Consider the following 17,878-nt stretch of genomic DNA (forward strand, 5'->3'; position numbering starts at 1 on the left):
GCCGTCGCGATCGGGCCCGTCGTGAGGCTGAAGAGCAGGGCGAGCCCGGCCGTAAGCACCCCTCTGGTTCTCATGCGGATACCTTTCTGCGCGCACCGGAGGGCCGATGCCCCGGACGGTGCGCGAAATCTTGACTGTTGACTTTGCGTAGCGCCCTTGCCGGTGATCAAGATTGGGAGCCCCGCGTACAAAGAACATCCAAAAGAGCTACAAAGGCCCTCCCACCTTGGACGCTTCGCTCAACGGGGGTCCCGCACGAGGTCCGGCTCAGGGAAACGCGCGGTCATAGTGGTTGAACAATCCGTAATCAAGGCCTCGGGTCGTCGCCTGTCCGGGGCGGCCACGAACGGCTCACGACGGAGTAACCCTCACTGCCGGAGTGGCGTCCCAGCGGAACCACGGCGAGTTCGGTCTCGTGGTCCAGCCGCTCGGTCGCGGCCACGCTCGCTCACGCCGCCGGTGCCGACGCGAAGGCGGCCCTGCGGATTCCGGGAGAGAGGGAAAGAGTCCGGCTGCCGATTAAAAGCCGACAGTAATTATCCCGGGCCAGCCACACCGTATTTAAAGCCGTGACCGAGCCGCTCCGTTGCGTAATATTCCGGCCCCTGGCCATGGACTCCGCACGAATCATCGACCTGAACATACGCCGCCGGGACCGGCTCGGTTAAGGGCGTTCCGGTCAACGTGGTGTCCCTATATCCAGCATTATTGGGTGGGGGTGGAGGTCCGGTCTCCTTCGGCGTGTTCGACTGGGATGCGGCCCTGTAAGGCCTGGTCAGCGGCCACTTCAAGTCGCAGCGGGATGAGCCGTACGGCCTTTTGCGCGCTCATCTTGCCCGGCTTCGCACCGATTCCGGTTCGAGTTGAGTGACGACCGTGAGTGCTGTTACCTTCACACGGTGGACGACAGGCGTGCACGGGCGGAGATAATCGAGGACTTTGCGGCGACGCTGCGGGAGTTACGCAACGCGGTCGGCAACCCACCATTCCGTGAGATGTCCGGCCGGTCAGGGGCGATTTCTCACACGACGTTGCATGAAGCCACGAAGGGTAACCGGCTCCCGAGTTGGGAGACCACCGTCGAATTCGTCAAGGTGTGTAACGCGGACCCGGCCGCGTACCGCGAACTCTGGGAGAGGGCGAACCAGGCGGTCAGATCGACGAGCGCCGGGGATCCCGCGATCCGCGTGGACGCCTCGGTGGACGGTCTGTCCGGTGGACTCGCAGTGTCCGCCACAGAGCTTCGGACAATGCAAGCGCCCCGGTTGGTCGGCGAGACCTCGGCATCCGTGCCTACGCCGCGGCCGCCGTCCGACGAGCTCGCGGGCAGCATCCAGCCTCTGCTCCCCGCGCCGAGGAGCAGAGGACGATTACGGCTGACCAGCGCGGCCGCGTTCGCAGCAGTGGCTGTCATCGTGGGGGCAGCGGTCCTCGTCGTGGTCGTCGTCAATCGCGGCTCCGAGCCCGTGGGAAACAGCCCGGACCCGACCGGCAGCCCATCGATCGCCGCGCTGTCCCCAGCCGATTGCCCGGTGCGTTCGACCAACCCGCCTTGGTCCCCGCCGTTGTACAAGGGCGATGCGGCCGCGTTCATCGAGGACGTCACGCTGGCCGACTGCACGCGCGTCGGTCCCGGCAAGACCATGACCAAGGTATGGCGGCTCAAGAACGCCGGGACCGTGCCGTGGAAGGGATATTCGCTGCGGCGCCTCGACCCCACGCAGCAGGCTGACCATTGCCAGACCATCTCCGACGTGCCGATCAAGGACACGCAACCTGGCGAGACGGTCGACATCCGGACCGACATCACCACGCCCAAGAAGCCGGGCTTGTGCTACGTGCGATTCAAGATGGTGGACGCTTCGGGAGCGGTCGTGTTCCCCGGAAGCCGGCCGATCAACTTCCAGATCATCGTCGACGGACTCTGATTCCCCGACGTGCGTGGCACGCCGGGGAACCGGAGTCGGACGGTCTCAGGGGAGTCAGGAGCCGAGAACGATCCCTGTGTAGTAGTTCTGGAGGATCCTGGAGTAGCTCCAGCCGGCTCTGGCCTTATCGCGAGAGCCGTACTGCGACATCCAGTCGCCGTCGACCCAATTTTCGCACGCCGTCGTCGTGGAGCAGTACTGGGCTCGGAAGATCTTCCCGCTGCGGGTCAGTCGGGTGCCCCAGGTCGCGTCCACCGCGGCGCTCGTCACCGCCTTCGCGGAGCCGGGCTTGTACACCTGACTCGACGTGTGGTCGTAGACGTCGAAGCACCGGCCGTCTGCCGTCTTGCGGTTGGAGTGCAGCGCCCAGTACCAGCCGAAGTTCTTCACGGCCATCGCCCCGGCCTTGAGGGACTCGCTCGGCCAGCTCGACACCCACTCGTTGGGCAGGACGTTCTTGACGTAGGTCTTGAACTCCACCCGCTCCACGCGATCGAGGGACTTCCGGTACACGAGGATCGTCGTGGGCAGCTTGGTGTCCGTGCCGTCGGTCTTGCAACCGGTCGGCGTCGGCGTTGTGGAGCTCAGGAACTGGTGCGAGGCGTTCTGGTTCTTGAGGGTGGCGTTCAGGTTGCCTTTGGCGCCTGCGGCGAAGTCCTGGTAGGTGCCGGTGTGGCCGCTGTTGAAGTAGACGCGGACGGTTTTGCTGCTGCGGTTCCAGACGGAGGCGGCGGCGTTCTTGATGCATTTGCCCTTGCCGTCGCCGGGGCCCTTGAAGTCGTAGCAGGTGGGCTGGGTGGTGGCGTAGTCGTCGATCGATCCGGTGAAGTCGGAGAGCGATCCCTGGTTGTTGCTGTTGAAGTAGTAGCAGAATTCGCCGGTGTCACAGACGCCGTCGCGGCTTGCGGCCGAGGCGGGCGATGCGGTGGCGAGGACCGTCCCGCCGAGCGCCATCACGGCGGTCGCCGCGGCCGCGAGCCGCGAGATCAGCCGGACAGTTCGTAAAGGCACAGTTGTCTTCCTCATCTTGTCGGTGGCCGCGAAGCGTTATCGGACGGTGTAGCCCTGGGAGTTCCAGAACGAGGTCGGGTTCGGGTTCTCCAGGTGCGGGTCGCCGACGCTCTTGGCCGCACGCGTGACCCGTCCGGGGCGCATCTCGACGTGGGTGTGCGCGGATGAACGGCTCGACACTCCATGCCACGACTCGGTGGCGATGATCTGGCCGCGGCTGACCTGCTGGCCCACGCGCAGGGAGGACGACGGAGCGGAGTGCAGGTAGATCACCGTCTTGTTCGATGCGGCGTTGTAGACGGCGATCGTGGAAAGTCCCGCCCTGCCGGTGGATCCGCGTACGACGTTGATGACCTGGCCCGCCACCAGGTTGTACACGTTCGAGCCCAGGCCGCGGGCGATGTCGATGCCTTCGTGCCGGCCGGAGGTGGAGGTGTAACCGTCGAAGCCGCAGGTGATCGTGCCGCTGGCCTTGTAGAGCGAGGTCGACATGTTGCTGCGCGACGGCGACGACGACGGGCTGAACTGGTGCGAGGCGTTCTGGTTCTTGAGGGTGGCGTTCAGGTTGCCCTTGGCGCCTGCGGCGAAGTCCTGGTAGGTGCCGGTGTGGCCGCTGTTGAAGTAGACGCGGACGGTTTTGCTGCTGCGGTTCCAGACGGAGGCGGCGGCGTTCTTGATGCATTTGCCCTTGCCCTCGCCGGGGCCCTTGAAGTCGTAGCAGGTGGGCTGGGTGGTGGCGTAGTCGTCGATCGATCCGGTGAAGTCGGAGACCGACCCTTGGTTGTTGCTGTTGAAGTAGTAGCAGAATTCGCCGGTATCGCAGACGCCGTCGCGGTTCGCGGCCGAGGCGGGCGATGCGGTGGCGAGGACCGTCCCGCTGAGTGCCATCGCTGCGGTCGTCGCGGTGAGGATCCTGGCGAGCGTTCTCATGTGCTGTTCCTTTTCTATGTGCGGAGTCTGGGTTTCGGATGGAGGAGTCAGCGGCGCTGGTACTCCTCCCAGGTACGGATGGTCACCTTCGGGCCGTCGTCCGGGCCGCGGCCGGCGAGCCCGTTCAGGCCGAGGTAGTAGTCACCGATCTGGTGCTGGGCCTGGCCGGAGAGGCTGGTGTCGTTGATGGCGGTGGCGTGGATGTGCCACGGCCAGTCGTCCTGCTGGGGGTTACGCAGCCATGCGGCGAAGCCGACGAGGCGCAACGCGCGGACGGTCGCCGTGCGGGTGGCGGAGTTCATCCCCTTGACCGAGATGTCGACGACGCCCCCGCCGTCGTGGGTGCCCGCGGATGTGGGGTCGCCGCCGGGGTTGTACGAGCCCTGATCCAGCTTGAGGTCGCGACCGAGCAGCCGCTTGGCCTCCGCCAGCATGTTTCGTGTGCGAGCGTTGATGACGAAACCGCCGGTGGAAACCCGGGCGCCCGGGTCGATGACGTCGGTGACCTTGAAGCGGCCGGCACCGAGCTTGGTGAGCGACGTCTTGCCTGGCAGGCCGTTGGCGTCGAGACCACTGAGGCCGAGCGACTTCTGGTACTTCGCGTAGGCGGTGACCGTCGTGGAGCCGAAGTAGCCGTCCACCCACTTCGCGTCGAGAAAGCGTCCGTCACGCAGCGCCTGCTCGACGAGGAGCACGCTGGCCTTGGCGCCCGGAGTCAGCGTGCTGTCGGGCCGCCGCGGGTCGATCTGGGCCGCCTTGACGGTGGCTTCCATGTTCACGTTCGGAAGGGCCTCAGCGTCAGCCGTCTGTGTCGCCGCCGACGCCTCGTACACTCCTGTCAGCGAAGTGAACAGGACGGCCGCCATGAGGGCGGCGGCGCGTGAGGGCAGCTTCATCGTTACTCCTGGTTCAGGGGCTGGGGCGAATCCGGTCTGGCGGGATCCAACGTTTCGGTTCGCTCGCGTGTCCGGTAGAAGATCGGTGTTGTCAGCCTGTTCGACGGGCTTTTCCGTACGGGCGTACGCGCCGTTTGACAGGTGATCCGATGGCGAGAAAGGCCAGCTCAGGCCGGGCTGTAAGGCGGTAGATGGGCTCACGTACGGCCGAGATTGTCTGAGGCGGCCACTTACGCGGGCGGCTCGGTTCCCGAACGCTCCGCGGGTCCCGTTGCCGCCCGCCCAGAGCCTTCGGCCGCTCGGAGAAGTCCCCGACCTGCCCGCTACCGCCGGTATTTGCTGGGCATAGGGTGGGCGCCATGGGGCTGCAATTCGTTCAGGTGAATTTCAAGGCTCGGGATGACTCGGCGCTCGGCCGGTTCTGGGCGGAGGCGCTCGGCTGGGGTGTTTCCAGCGAGGGACCCGGTGTGACCAACGTCGAGCCCATCGGCTTCGTCTGGCCGGACCCCACCGCCGTCTGCGTCGATGTCGTCACCGTCCCGGACCCCGAATCGGTGAAGTACCGCGTGCACATCGATCTCGCCACCACCTCTGCGGCCCATCAGGCGGAGTTGGTCGCGCGCCTGAAGGAGCTCGGTGCGACACCCGCCGATGTGGGCCAGGGTGACGTCCCGTGGACGGTGCTGGCCGACCCGGAGGGCAACGTGTTCTGCGTGCTGGAGCCTCGGGAGATCTACCGGGACACCGGGCCGATCGCCGCGGTGGTGGTCGACTGCGCCGACCCGCGGGCCATGGCCCGGTTCTGGGGCGAGGCGATGGACTGGACCGTGCACGAGGTGACCGACGATCACGCGCGGCTGCGCTCCGCCAAGGGTGTCGGGCCGTATCTTGAGTTCCTCCGCACAGCGCCCGGTGCGAAGACCGTGTGGAACCGCGTCCATCTCGACCTGCTGCCGTACCGCGGTGAGGATCAGGCGGCGGAGGTGGCCCGGCTGCAGACCCTCGGCGCGACGCTCGCCGACGTCGGCCAGGGCGACGTCCCGTGGATCGTCCTCGCCGACCCGGAGGGCAACGAGTTCTGCGTCCTCCGTCCGGCGGCAGCCTGACGCGATGCCTGTGTGTCGGAGAGCGGCAAGCCGCTCGACGTAATCGCGTCGGAGACCGGCCGGCTCTCAGGACGACACTCCGTAGCGGGTGGCGAGCGCGGTGGCGCGGTTACGCAGGGAGTCGCGCAACCACTGCGGGGACAGGGCTTCCGCGTTCGTGCTGAGCTGCCACACCGCCCACTCGGCGTGTCTCGAATCCTGGAAGGCCACCTCCATCCGCAGCCAGCCGTCCGAGTCGGCCTCCTCGGCGCGAACGGCCAGCGCGGTGCCCAGCAGGTCCTCCCGCCGCGCCGGATTCACCCGTAGCAGCACGATGACCTGGTCGCCGCCGGCCCGAAACCGCGTGCTGCGTTCCTGCCAGGCCCGGTCCAGATCGACCCGGTCCGGTCGCTGCGCGGGTTCGGCGAGTTCCTGGGCGGCCAGGACCCGGGACAGCCGGTAGGTGCGGTCCTCGCCAGACCTCGTGGCCAACAGGTAGCCCTGGTCGCGTACCGTGACCAGGCCGATCGGGTCCACCGTGCGCCACTTCGGGCTCTGGTCCACAGCCGCGTAGTGGATGCGCAGCTTGTGCCCGGCGAGCACCGCGCGCCGGACCTCGGCCACCACGGTGTCAGGCACCTCCTCGGCGACCAGCCGACGCGAGAGGAGGTCGGTCTCCGGGTCGATGAGCAACCGCTCGGCCGCGCCGGCCGCGGTGTCCCGATAGCTCTCGGGCAGCGCGTCAACCACCTTGAGCATCGCCGAAGCGAGCGCCGAGCCGAGGCCGAACGCCTGCGCGCCGCGCCGCGATCCGGCGATCAGCAGGGCAAGGGCCTCGTCGTGGTTCAGTCCGGTGAGCTCGGTACGGAAACCGGGCAACAACGCGAAACCGCCGTGCCGGCCGCGTTCGGCGTAGACCGGGACGCCGGCCGAGGACAGCGCCTCGATGTCGCGCAGCACGGTGCGGGTGGATACCTCCAGCTCGCGGGCCAGCGCGACCGCGGACAGCCGACCGTGCTGCCGCAGCAGCAGCACCAGCGAGACCAACCGGTCGGCACGCACACGGAAACATTACAAGCAATACACGACACAGGATGTCGTGATTTGTTGGGAGGCTCATCAGCGCGACCAAGAAGATGACGCGATCTACGTGCATCAATCGAATGGAGCTGATGTGGCAATGGAGCGAACGGCGGTCAACCCGTGGGCGTGGTCAGTGGAGATGGGCTACAACCAGGGTGAGATCGTCTCCGGGCACACCCGGACCCTGTACTGCTCCGGGCAGACCGCGATGAGCGGCGAAGGCAAGCCCCAGCATGCCGAGGACATGGCGGCGCAGCTGGCGCTGAGCCTCGACAACCTGGCGGCCGTGCTCGGCGAGGCCGGCATGTCCCTCGCGAACCTCGTCCGGCTCAACGTCTACACCACCGACGTCGATCGGCTCTTCGAGCACTACGGCGTGCTGGCGTCGCGGTTGGGCGCCGCCGGGGTGGCGCCGTCCACCACGATGCTCGGGGTGACGCGGCTGGCGATCCCCGACCTGATGGTCGAGCTTGAGGGGACCGCCGTCGCGTGATGGGCCTCGCCGCCTCCGGCAGGGCCGCACTGCCGGAGGCGGCACGAGCTGGTAGGCAGGTGGGTGATTTCCGGTGCTCAGAATGGTGACAATCGGCGTGTACGGCTTCGACGGCGAGTCCTTCCTGCAACGACTGCGGCACGCGGACGTCCGCCTGCTGCTCGACGTACGCCAGCGCCGCGGTGTCCGCGGACCCGAGTACGCCTGGGCGAACTCGCTCCGGCTGCAGGCGGCCCTCGCGCATGCCGGGATCACCTACGAGCACCACCTTGAGCTCGCCCCGACCACCGAGTTACGCCGGCTCCAGTACGCCGAGGACGACCGCCAGGGGGTCGGCAAGCGCTCGCGCCGCGAGCTCGCCGCCGAGTACACCCGCCGCTACACCACCGAGATCCTCGACCGCGCCGACCTCACGCCGATCGTGTCGGCGCTGCCGAGCGGCGGGACCGCGGCGCTGCTCTGTGTCGAGCGCGACGCCGAGGCCTGCCACCGCTCGTTGATCGCCCAGCGGCTGACCGAGCAGCACCGCGTCACGATCGAGCACCTGCGCCCGTTGTGACGCGTGCAGCGCAGGAGCGCGCGTACGATCATGACGCCGCGGAGTGGCTCACCTGCGCGGCGACGTCTCCGTCCGCGATCCACGCGCAGCCGCTGGCCGGGCTTCCGGCGAAGGCGATGACCGTGTCCAGCTTGTCACGGGTACGGGTCAACGCGGCGATCTGGGCATCGATGCGATCACGCTCGGCGGCCAGCCGGGCACGTGATTCGGGGGTGCTGACCTTGGCATCGACGCAGGGCAGCAGCTCGGCGATGGTCCGGCTGGACAGGCCGGCGGAGTAGAGCATCTGGATCAGCTGAACGCGGTCGGCCGCCGACTCGGGATAGTGACGCTGCCCGGATCCGCTCCGGCCCGCCTCCAGCAGCCCCTGCTCCTCGTAGTAACGCAAGGCCCGTACGCTGACGCCCGACCGCGCCGCCAACTCGCCGATACGCATCGTGACCTCCATCACAACCCTTGCCTCTGACGTCAACGTCAGGTTTTAGCCTATCCGGTATGCAGATCAACGGAGCACATGTGCTGGTCACCGGCGCCAACCGGGGCCTGGGCCGGCAATTCGTCCTTTCCCTCCTCGACCGCGGCGCCGGCAAGGTGTACGCCACCGCCCGCCGTCCCGACCTCATCGACGTACCAGGAGTCATCCCGCTGCCCCTGGACATCACAGACCCGGCGTCGGTCGCCGCCGCGGCCGCCGCCGCATCGGACGTCAAGATCGTCATCAACAACGCGGGCATCTCCACCGGCGCGAACCTCGTCACCGGCGACCTCGACACGATCCGCCGCGAGATGGACACCCACTTCTACGGCACCCTCAACGTGATCCGCGCCTTCGCGCCCCAACTGGCCGACGGCGCGATCCTCAACGTCCTGTCGGCGATCTCGTGGCTCGCCTTCAACGGCGCGGGCGCCTACCACGCGGCCAAGGCCGCCGAGTGGGCGCTCACCAACAGCGTCCGCCTGGAGCTGGCCGACCAGCGCACTCTGGTGACGGGCCTGCACCTCGGCGCCGCGGACACCGACATGATGGCCTGGTACGACGGCGACAAGACCGCCCCCGAGACGATCGTCGCGGCAGCCCTCGACGGCATCGAGGCGCACCGGTCAGAGGTGCTCGCCGACGCCTGGAGCCACCAGGTGAAGGCGTGGCTGTCCGAGGACCCGAGCGTCATCTACCGGGAAGCCGCGGCCGCCCTCACGGCGTGACCCGTGGGGAGCTGATTCGCTCCAGCTCATGTCGGTAGGCGTCGAGGACGAGGCCGTGAAAATGGTGGACCGCGTGCTCGGACAACCCGGACTCCTGGGGGTTGTAGACGATCTTCCCCTGGGTGAAGGCAGGAGTGCGCATCCCGCGCTGGACGCTCTCCACCAAGGCGATGTCCTCCACCTGGAGAACCTCGTCGATGTAGCGGATGCCGTCCAGCTCGGCCTCGTTCGGCTCCGCGGTCTCCAGGTAGAAGTCCCAGATCTCGCGAGTGCGTTCCGGGCCGTCAGGGACGATCTGCAGCACCATGAAGTTTCCGCGGCCGGGATAGCGCAGCAGGCAGGTGTTGGGCCACAGCCACCAGACCGCGTGCTCGGTGACGGTCGCCCCCGACACGTCGTAGGCGGTGTTCTCCGCTTTCCCCGCCTGGGCCATATGGCTGGAGTAGATCCCGTACGTGGTGACCTTGTAGGTGCTCATGTCGACCAGGGAGACGAAGTCCTTGTGGGCCACGTGGCAGTGGTAGCACTCCAGGAAGTTGTCGACGACGTTCTTCCAGTTGGAGGCGATGTCGTAAGTGAGCCGGCGGGCGAGGGTCAGCTTGGCCACGTCCGGCGCCCGCGCTTCGATCTCCGCCCCCAGGCCTCCGGCCTGCTCCGGCAGCGGGGTCGCCCCGGGGTCGAGGTTGACGTAGACCATGCCGCCGAACTCGGCAACCTGGATCTGATCCAGGCACACCGCAGAGGGGTCGAAGCCCGGCATGGCACCGGTGTTGCGTGCTCGCCTCAGCCGGCCGGTCAGCTCGAAGTTCCAGGCGTGGTACGGGCACACGATGCTGCGCCGGACGCCGGAACCGGACAGTAGCTCGTGCGCCCGATGCTTGCACACGTTGTAGAACGCCCGCAGCGTGCCGGCCTCGTCCCGGACGGCGACGATCGGCATGCCGGCCACCGTGCCCGTCACGTAGCTGCCTGCCTCCCGCAGCTTCTCCACATGGCACAGCCACTGCCACGTACGCGCGAAGATCGCCCGCTGGTCGACGTCGAACCACTTCACATCGGTGTAGGCATCGGCATGCAAGGACATCGACAGCGCGGGATCAGGGTCGTATCCGGCCGAAATATGGTCGATTTCGGAGGCTGAGTCCGGGGTCACCGTACCTCCAATGCAGGCACCAAATGAGAGCCTAATGATCCTTCCGATGAGGATTCAAGGCTCCCAGCCCCGCAACGCCGACATCGTCGCGCCGGTCACGTATGCGACCTCATTGCAGGCCGACGGAGCCGACAACAGCCACCCGATCACGACGAGCGGCCGGGGACACCTAACAAGATCGCGCCTCCAGGAGCGGCAGGCCCGCCGCGTACCGCCGGAAGAAACCGGCGGTCGGGGTGCCCGCCGTCGCGACGGCAGCACATCGAGCGCGCCCACCACCCGCTGGAGGTCAGACGGGTGCAGGCCCGAGACGGGCCCGTCGAGAACGACGAGGCCGGCCCTGCGGCTCGCCGCACCGCGTTGGATCGCGGACGCCAGCTTCAGCCGCTGCGCCTCGCCGCCGGACAGCTCTGTGGCAGGGCGGCCTCCACGCTCGTCCCGAGCGCGCCGAGCAGGCTGCTCTTGCCGCTGCCGCTCACTCCGGTGAAGGCGACAAGCTGCCCTTGGGGATGCTCACCGACACGTCCCGCAGATTGTTGGTACGAGCCCCCACCACCTCGATGGTCTCGACGTCCCGTACGAATGCGGTCAACCTTCGTCCCCCTCGTGCGACGCCGCAGTGAGCTTGGCGATGTCGGGGGCGTAGGCGGTCATCCAGTGCGGATGCAGCCGGTAGTAGACCACGTCGTTGTCCCAGTCGAAGGCGTCGTCGCCGTAGAAGTCCTTGAAGTACGCGAGCAGGTCCGGCCAGTCCTCGGCCGGCTCGCCGTTCTGGGGGTTGAGGATCTCCACCGTGCCGTGCGTGAACACGCCCAGGTCCTCCCCGCGCATGTGCGCGACGCTGACGGCGGGGCGGGCGGCCAGGTGGCGGGCCTTGGCGGCGCCGGGCGCCGTGCCGAAGTGCCACTTGCCGTGCAGGAAATGCCCGTCCGCGCCACTGATTCGCGGCTCGCCCTTGGCCGTCACGGTGGACAGGGCAAGGGTGCACATGCCGGTGAGGAGCCCGGTGAGCTGCTCTGCGGTCAGCGTCCTCTCGGTGTTGATGATCGAGCGGAGGTGCGAGGTGGAGCGGGAGAGGGAGGCGTCCAGGAGGGCCTGGAGCCTTCTGAGATCTTCTGGCGTTTCGCGCATCGAGGTCCTGTCTATCCGTGGGGCCGGTCCACATCTGCCGACCGGTGACACGATCCTCGACCAAAAACCCGACACCTTCTGTCGCATTTTCCGGCGTTCTGCGGACGCCATGTCATCCAGGTGCGCGGAGCAGCCGGACGGCGTCGGCGATGACCACGCCGTTCGCGTTGTTACTCAGCTCGACCCGGCCCACCCCCTCGCTGATGCGGTACGTGCCGAGCGAGACCCAGGAACCGCCGCGCGCCTCCGTCGCTCCGCTCCTGCGCTGATCGACACGTACGAGCGCCGTGCCACTGGCGTGACGGACCGTGAAGGGCGCGTTGCCGGCGCGGTTCTCGTGCGCGGTGTACGAGACCTGTACCTCGTAGTCGCCGGTGAGCGGGACCACGGGCCGCCACCGGACGACGTGTCCGCCCGTACCGGCGGGGGCGTAGTGGTAGTTGCCGCCCCGGTAGCCGGGCACGCTCGAGCTGGCAGACCAGGTGCCGCTGATGATTTCGTAGCCGAGTTCGTCGTTGTCGACCACCGCCTCTTCCCGTACGTCGGGTTGGGAGGGCGCGTCGATCAGGCTCAGCGTGTCCAGCGAGACCAGCCTGCCGCCGCCGCGGCCCACCCCGGAAGCGGTGAACCGGATCTTGTGCGACCCGGCCGTCAGATCGAGGCTGCCGAGTTGCGCGACGTCGTGGCCGTCAGCCCGGTCGGCGGTGGTGTCCACCAGCGCGGCCCGGGGTTTGACGCCGTCGACCGAGACGGTGACCAGACCTCCGTCAGCGGTACGGAAGTAGCGCAGCAGCAGCTCATAGGTTCCCGGTGCCGGGACGTTCACGGTGTATTCGAAGTACGTGCCGGTCTGGGAAGTGGTGAACGCCACCCGTTTCCCGCCGCGGGCCATGGGGTCCTGGACGACGGACATGGTGCCGCCGGACGTGGTGGCGCCGGTGGTGAGGTCGATGAGACGTTCGGTGTAGCCGGGGCCGCCGGACAGGCTGTCGCGGCCGCCGCTCAGCCATTCGAGCGAGAACCGGCTCATGACCACGCGGCGGGGGAAGCTCGGGTCGTCGCCGTCACGGCCGTAGAGGAGCAGGATCCTGCCGTCGGAGAGCCGGCCGAGTTCGGAGTAGTACGACCGGCCCTCGTTGATCACGCGGCTGTAGCGGAAGGAGTGCGCGTCGTCGTAGCTGATCGACACGGTCAGGTTGGTACGGACGGGGGAGTCGGGGCGGCTGAACAACACCCGGCTCACTTCGGACGTGCCCGGCCCGCCCGTGTAGCGCAGCAGGCTGGCGTCCACGGCGTTGAACGTGCCGGTGGCCCCGTCGAGCTGCGGCGGCGACCAGCTGAGCCCACGATCGGCGCTGACCGACACGATCCGCTGCCGGTTGCCGCCCGCCGCGGCCCGGCCGTTGATCAGCACCGTGCCGTCGGACCTCTGGATCAGCCTGGCCTCGTTGATGGGATAGGCGGCGGAGACGGGTACCTCCCCGGTGGCGTGCCAGGTCTTGCCGTGGTCGTCGCTGTAGATCGACGCGACGCCGTAGCGGCGTTCGGCGACGGTGTTGCCGGTGACCTCCCGGCGGTGGGCGCAGTTGAGCAGCAGCCGGCCGTTGTCCAGCTGGATGCCGTGTCCGGGGCCGGGACCGTGCAGCGTCCATTCGTAGGGGAACTGGCTGAACAAGCCTGACATATCGCGCGGCGCGCTCCAGGTGAGACCGCCGTCTTCACTGGAGATCATGAAGAGGTCGCCCTTGTCGCCGGAGCAACCGGTGTTCTCCGGCAGCCGGGTGGAGAGCATGTAGAACAGGAAGATGCCGCCGGTGAGCCGGTCCACCACGAAGGTCGGGTTCCCCCACGACTGGCCTCCGACCGAGGCGACCAGCGTTCGGGTCGGCTGCCAGGTGTCGCCGCCGTCGGGGCTACGGCGTACGAGCAGGTCTCGGGGGCCCGCGTCGCACACCTCGTGGCGGCCTTCCGTGACGACCAGGATGGTGTCGTCCGGCAGCACGGCCAGCCCGTGGACGTGGTAGCTCTCCAGCGGATCCACGGTGTTGTCCCACAGCGTCGTCTCGTCGAAGGCCGTGCTGTCGGACAGTGTCGCCCGCCGCCGGGACGTCGTCGCGTTCGCGGACAAGGCGGGACCGAGCGCGACGGTCAAGGAGGCCGCGGCGACTCCGAGGCCGAAGGCTCTGCGCCCGATGAGGGGGTGATGGGGATCTGGCTGTGGCATGTGCTGCCTCCGGAGTGGGGGGTGGGGGCCGGCGATCCGTCACGAGCAGGTACGGGGGCGGGAGCCTGAGGTTCGCCGCGCGTCCGCGGAGATCATCTCACCGGAGGAACGAGATGACGATCACAACGGCGCCGCCGACGAGCAGGGTGTCGGCCGTTGCTGATCAGGTGACGGGGGCCGCGTCCCAGACAGGACGCAGCACCACGGCGACCTGCGGGGCCTGCCGGACTCCGGCGTGGTAGACAGGCGTCCATGCCTCCCGGTTTCCGAGGTCGGGGCCGAACGCCGCCAACGCCTCGGCATCCGGGCCGATGCGCACGTCCCGAGGGTCGCTCGCCGGGAAACGGTCGGCCATCGGCTCGATGAAAACGCGGGTCACGGCGGTGGCGGCGAGGTCGGCGTTCACGCCGTTGCGCAGAGCGCCGTCCATGTAACGGCGGCCGTTGACGGTGATCGGAGCGACCGTTCCGGGAAACGCGGAGCTCGACGCCGCGGCCTCGACCAGGGTCGCCTCGCCGTCGCGGTCCCATACCTTCGGTTCGCCGGTCTCGGCATCCACTGCGGTGATCAGCAAGGGGCGATCGGGCCACTTCTCGGTCTCGACCAGGGAGGAAATCCCGGTCAGGTGTCCGTCTTCGGACGGGGCCTCGGCAGCGAGCGCGATGCGCCCGGCTCGACGGCGTTTGTCATCCGGTTCCAGGGTCGGGTCGACCAGCGTGGCGAACGCCTGTGACATCGCGGCCAGGTCCGGTGGCCCGGAACGTCCGGCGCGCGTGGACGGCAGCGTCTCCACATCGGCCAGGGCCCGGCCGGTGGTGAGCATGGCTGCGACGATCGCGCCGGCAGAGGTGCCCACGATGAGGTCGGCCTCGGCGAGGTCGATGCCCTCGCGGCGCAGCCCTGCGGCGAGGCCCGACAGCCACGCCGTGCCGACAACTCCGCCGGCACCGAGGACCAGCGCTTTTCCGTACTGAGGAGAGGTCATGCCGTCATCCTGTCCCCTCAACCTTGCTTGAGGTCAACGCGCCGGGCGGCTCCGGTGGCGCCGACCCTGTACCGCGTTCAAACGGCCCCTTCTGCGCGCTCAGGCGCGAGACCGCGGTCGGCCAGCAGGCTGACGGCGACGGTGTTGCCCAGATGGGCGTGGGCGCGGAGCACGGTGATGGCCTCCTCCTCCCGCCCCAGCATCGTCAGGAGATGGCTGAGCAACGGCAGGACGGCATACGCTTCGACGGATTGAACCGCTGGGACAGCGTGGTGCAGGAGCAGGGTGACCGCATCCTCCAACCGCCCCTGTCGGGCAAGCAGCCGGGCGAGGCTGTGGGCCGCGTGCGGGTCGCCTGCCGTGGCGCGGGCCCGCAGTTCTTCTACACGCCCCTGTTCGGCCAGCAGCCGGGCCAGCCGGTCGCCGGCGGCCCAGTCACCCTGGTCGGCATGGGGGCGCAGCAGGGTGATGGCGTCCTCCACGCAGCTCTGCAGGGCGAGCCGGAAGGCGGCGTCGGGGTCGCCTGCTGTGGCGCGGGCCTGCAGTTCTTCTACGCGGCCCTGTTCGGCGAGCAGTTTGGCCAGTTGGTTGCCGGCGGCCCGGTCGCCTTGGTCGGCGCGGACGCGCAGCTCTTCAGTCCGGCCCTGCTGCGCCAGCAGCTCGGCCATCATGAGAGTCCAGTTGTCGTCCTGGTCGGGGTGGGCGTTGAGTAGGTCGATGGCCTCCTGAGCGCCATCGTGGCGGGCGAGGAGCCGAGCCAGCTGCGGGGCGGAGCCTCGGTCCGTGTGGGGACGGAGTACGGTGATGGCCTCCTCGATCCGGCCCTGTCGTTCCAGCCGGTAGGCCAGTATCGCGACGGCATGCCCGTCGCCCGCGTCGGCACGGGTGCGCAGTTCCTCGACACGGTCGTGCTTGGCCAGCAAGTCGGCCAGTTTCAGGCTGGCCGACGCGGCGGTGCCGGAGGCGTCGTGGTCGGCCCAGGCGCCGAGCATGGTGATGGCCTCATCAAGCCGGTCCTCTTCGACCAGACGGTCGGCGATGCGTCCAAGGGCGCCCGCGTCACCTTGGCGGGCGCAGGCATACAGGTGCTGGGTGTACGGGGTGGCGGCGAGGTGGTGTTGAAGCAAGGCGTGGCGAAATTGCCAGGCAGTTCCAGATTGGCGCAAGGTCTGGCGTTGGTGCTGGTCTTCGAGGAATGTCCACAGTCTCCAGGGGAGCCGGCCCTTGGCGGCAAGACGAAGATGGGTGATCTTGTAATCGATCCAGGTCCACAGGCCCGCACCGCAGGCTGCGACCCATCCGTAGACGGCGGCCGCGGTGACGGCGGGGATCCAGAGGGTTGATGCTGGGGCGAGCACTGCGACAGAGGCGGTGAACACCAATGCGCCGGTGATGCCGTGCTGGGCGGCGGCGATGGCGGTGGCGTGGTGATTGGCGTTCAGCGTGGCGCGTGGAGTGGTGCCCCGAGGGCGGGTCCTGGAGGGCAGGGTGGGCATGACCAACGCGAGTAGCCCGGTGACCAGGGCACCGGCCGCTCCGATCAGCGGATTGCCGAGAATGACCCCGGTCAGCAGCCCCGGCGCGACACCGAATCCGGCCCGCAGCGCCAGGACCCGGCGACGACGTTCGCGAGCCAGCGAGTAGGAGGTGGGGGTGTACGCCGGGTAAGCGTGGGGCCACAGCGGCCGCAGCAGGCCCGCCGCCGCGGCCAAGGCCGCGGCGGACACGGTGAGCGCTGCTGCGCCCCCCGGCACGGGCCCGGCCGCGGCACTGACACCGGCACCCACGCCGACTGCGACAGCCAGCACTGCGCGGGTCCTGATCGCCTCCGCATTGAAGGTGAAGAGGTCGGGGGACAATTGCCACCACACCAGTTCCGTCCTGCCCACCAACTGCAGGTGCAGGGCCAGGCAGCCGAGCCAGCGCCGGGCGGCGGCGGGACTGTAGCGGCGCACCGGCCGGCCTTCGGGCGGCATCGGCCGGTCGGGGTCATGAACGCTGGTCACGAACGTGTCCAGAAGCGTCGCGGCGATGGCGTCCTGGCTGTCGAGGCGCGTCAAGGCGATGGGGTCGGTGCTCGAGGGCCTGTAGGCGGTACGGGCCAGTGAGACCATCAACGGCGTGGACAACACCCGCGCCAGCGGACCCTCGCCGTCGTGGCGGAGGTGGGTGAAAACCGGTTCCCAGCGATGCCGGAACGGCTCGGGGTGGGACAGGAACGCGATCGCCTGTTCCACATCGACCGGCATGATCTCCACGACCGCGGCCCGGGAGATGATCGAACGACTGGCGTCCACGGCTCGCTGGTATTCGCGGGCCCGGCAGGTCACCACGAGCGGCCGTCCTGTCGCGGCGAACTCGTCCAGCCTCCGCAGCGCCCGCTCCTGCGACTCGGCCGGGAGCTCGTCCAGTCCATCCAGCACCAGCAGTACCAGGCCTTCGCTCATCAGCAGCTCCGCCACGCAGCGGCCCTCCGACAAACCGGCCGGCATCGGATAATCCTCAGCCATCCGCCGAGCCGCGAACCGGCGTACCGACTCGTCCTGCGGGTTCCAGGAAGTGATCGACAGAAGCACCGGGACCGGGTCGTCCTCCACCGACCGCTCGATCAGCCCGAGGGTGAGCAGCATCGCCAGGACGCTCTTGCCCGCGCCCGCCTCTCCGAGCACCACCAACTGCCGATGGGGCAGCTCGCAGAACTTCTCGACGACCTGCGTGACGTCGCCTTCCAACGGCCTGTCCTGCCACGTGGTCTCCGGCTCGTCCAGCACCACCTGACGCGTCTCCGCGACCTGCCGGTCGGTCGAGGACCACCGCACCCGCAACGGCACCGGCTGCCGAACGCCCCGCAGCACCGTCTCGTGCTCCCACTGCTCGCGGACCATCCGTCGCAAACCCGCCGCAGCGCTGCGCATCGCCGCCTCCCGGCTCTGCGGCACAGCGCGCGACTGCACGATCTGCGACGCGGTGGCGACCATGACCAGCACGCCGGTCAACACCCACGTGGCCGGGGTCCACCACCAAGCCTTCACCTCAACGGTGCCGGTCGCCAGATTCCCCACCAGCCCGATCCCGACCGGCACCACCGCGAGCGCGACCGGCGACACCACCCAGCGGCCCCGACCTCCACTGCCCATGCTGCCAGCATCGCTACCAGGCGTCACCGGCGCAACACTCAGCGGAAAACCACGGTCCGA

15 protein-coding genes are annotated in these 17,878 nt (G+C 68.5%); 5 read left to right on the forward strand and 10 right to left on the reverse strand.

What is annotated here, in order from left to right; all coding sequences use genetic code 11:
• The first annotated feature begins 899 nt into the window (after positions 1-899).
• The gene (locus AB0J87_RS58490) at positions 900-1,928 is read left to right on the forward strand and encodes an NBR1-Ig-like domain-containing protein (RefSeq protein ID WP_363983821.1); all 1,029 of its coding nucleotides are present in this window, start codon (positions 900-902) and stop codon (positions 1,926-1,928) included.
• Positions 1,929-1,982: 54 nt separating this feature from the next.
• Here AB0J87_RS58490 and AB0J87_RS58495 read toward each other — a convergent pair whose 3' ends face one another.
• From AB0J87_RS58495 to AB0J87_RS58505, 3 genes are read right to left on the reverse strand one after another with little or no spacing between them, the layout of a single operon-like run.
• Positions 1,983-2,939, reverse strand: a complete 957-nt coding sequence (locus AB0J87_RS58495) for a SpoIID/LytB domain-containing protein (RefSeq protein WP_363983823.1) — start codon at positions 2,937-2,939, stop codon at positions 1,983-1,985.
• Positions 2,940-2,975: 36 nt separating this feature from the next.
• Positions 2,976-3,869, reverse strand: coding sequence for a peptidase inhibitor family I36 protein (locus AB0J87_RS58500; RefSeq protein ID WP_363983825.1), 894 nt, complete (start codon positions 3,867-3,869; stop codon positions 2,976-2,978).
• Between the two features lie 47 nt (positions 3,870-3,916).
• Entirely contained in the window at positions 3,917-4,765 is an 849-nt protein-coding gene (locus AB0J87_RS58505) for a peptidoglycan-binding protein (protein ID WP_363983827.1), read from the reverse strand.
• A gap of 359 nt (positions 4,766-5,124) precedes the next feature.
• On the opposite strand from AB0J87_RS58505, the gene AB0J87_RS58510 reads away from it, so the two are divergent.
• The gene (locus AB0J87_RS58510) at positions 5,125-5,871 is read left to right on the forward strand and encodes a VOC family protein (protein ID WP_363984021.1); all 747 of its coding nucleotides are present in this window, start codon (positions 5,125-5,127) and stop codon (positions 5,869-5,871) included.
• 66 nt (positions 5,872-5,937) lie between these two features.
• On the opposite strand, the gene AB0J87_RS58515 is transcribed toward AB0J87_RS58510, so the two are convergent.
• Positions 5,938-6,912 carry a WYL domain-containing protein gene (locus AB0J87_RS58515; protein WP_363983829.1) on the reverse strand — a complete coding sequence of 325 codons (975 nt, stop codon included), beginning with the start codon at positions 6,910-6,912 and terminating at the stop codon, positions 5,938-5,940.
• 118 nt (positions 6,913-7,030) lie between these two features.
• Between AB0J87_RS58515 and AB0J87_RS58520 the strand changes: the two genes are divergently transcribed.
• Both AB0J87_RS58520 and AB0J87_RS58525 read left to right on the forward strand, forming a co-directional pair.
• Positions 7,031-7,426, forward strand: a complete 396-nt coding sequence (locus AB0J87_RS58520) for a RidA family protein (protein WP_363984023.1) — start codon at positions 7,031-7,033, stop codon at positions 7,424-7,426.
• An 82-nt stretch (positions 7,427-7,508) separates the two neighbouring features.
• Entirely contained in the window at positions 7,509-7,985 is a 477-nt protein-coding gene (locus AB0J87_RS58525) for a DUF488 domain-containing protein (protein ID WP_363983831.1), read from the forward strand.
• Positions 7,986-8,013: 28 nt separating this feature from the next.
• On the opposite strand, the gene AB0J87_RS58530 is transcribed toward AB0J87_RS58525, so the two are convergent.
• A complete protein-coding gene (locus AB0J87_RS58530; RefSeq protein WP_363983833.1) occupies positions 8,014-8,421 on the reverse strand; it encodes a MerR family transcriptional regulator in 408 nt (135 codons plus the stop codon).
• A gap of 59 nt (positions 8,422-8,480) precedes the next feature.
• Between AB0J87_RS58530 and AB0J87_RS58535 the strand changes: the two genes are divergently transcribed.
• Positions 8,481-9,188 carry an SDR family oxidoreductase gene (locus AB0J87_RS58535; RefSeq protein WP_363983835.1) on the forward strand — a complete coding sequence of 236 codons (708 nt, stop codon included), beginning with the start codon at positions 8,481-8,483 and terminating at the stop codon, positions 9,186-9,188.
• Here AB0J87_RS58535 and AB0J87_RS58540 read toward each other — a convergent pair.
• From AB0J87_RS58540 to AB0J87_RS58560, 5 genes are all read right to left on the reverse strand, one after another.
• The gene (locus AB0J87_RS58540; protein WP_363983837.1) at positions 9,178-10,341 is read right to left on the reverse strand and encodes an SRPBCC family protein; all 1,164 of its coding nucleotides are present in this window, start codon (positions 10,339-10,341) and stop codon (positions 9,178-9,180) included. The genes AB0J87_RS58535 and AB0J87_RS58540 overlap by 11 nt on opposite strands.
• Positions 10,342-10,929: 588 nt before the next feature.
• On the reverse strand, positions 10,930-11,472 hold the full coding sequence (locus AB0J87_RS58545; protein ID WP_363983839.1) for a pyridoxamine 5'-phosphate oxidase family protein: 543 nt from the start codon (positions 11,470-11,472) through the stop codon (positions 10,930-10,932).
• 112 nt (positions 11,473-11,584) lie between these two features.
• A complete protein-coding gene (locus AB0J87_RS58550; RefSeq protein ID WP_363983841.1) occupies positions 11,585-13,696 on the reverse strand; it encodes an exo-alpha-sialidase in 2,112 nt (703 codons plus the stop codon).
• Positions 13,697-13,859: 163 nt separating this feature from the next.
• Positions 13,860-14,681, reverse strand: a complete 822-nt coding sequence (locus AB0J87_RS58555; RefSeq protein ID WP_363983843.1) for a patatin-like phospholipase family protein — start codon at positions 14,679-14,681, stop codon at positions 13,860-13,862.
• Positions 14,682-14,758: 77 nt separating this feature from the next.
• On the reverse strand, positions 14,759-17,791 hold the full coding sequence (locus AB0J87_RS58560) for an NACHT domain-containing protein (RefSeq protein ID WP_363983845.1): 3,033 nt from the start codon (positions 17,789-17,791) through the stop codon (positions 14,759-14,761).
• Positions 17,792-17,878: the final 87 nt, after the last annotated feature.

Source organism: Nonomuraea sp. NPDC049625, assembly GCF_040675285.1.
In the GTDB taxonomy this organism is placed as follows: domain Bacteria; phylum Actinomycetota; class Actinomycetes; order Streptosporangiales; family Streptosporangiaceae; genus Nonomuraea; species Nonomuraea angiospora_A.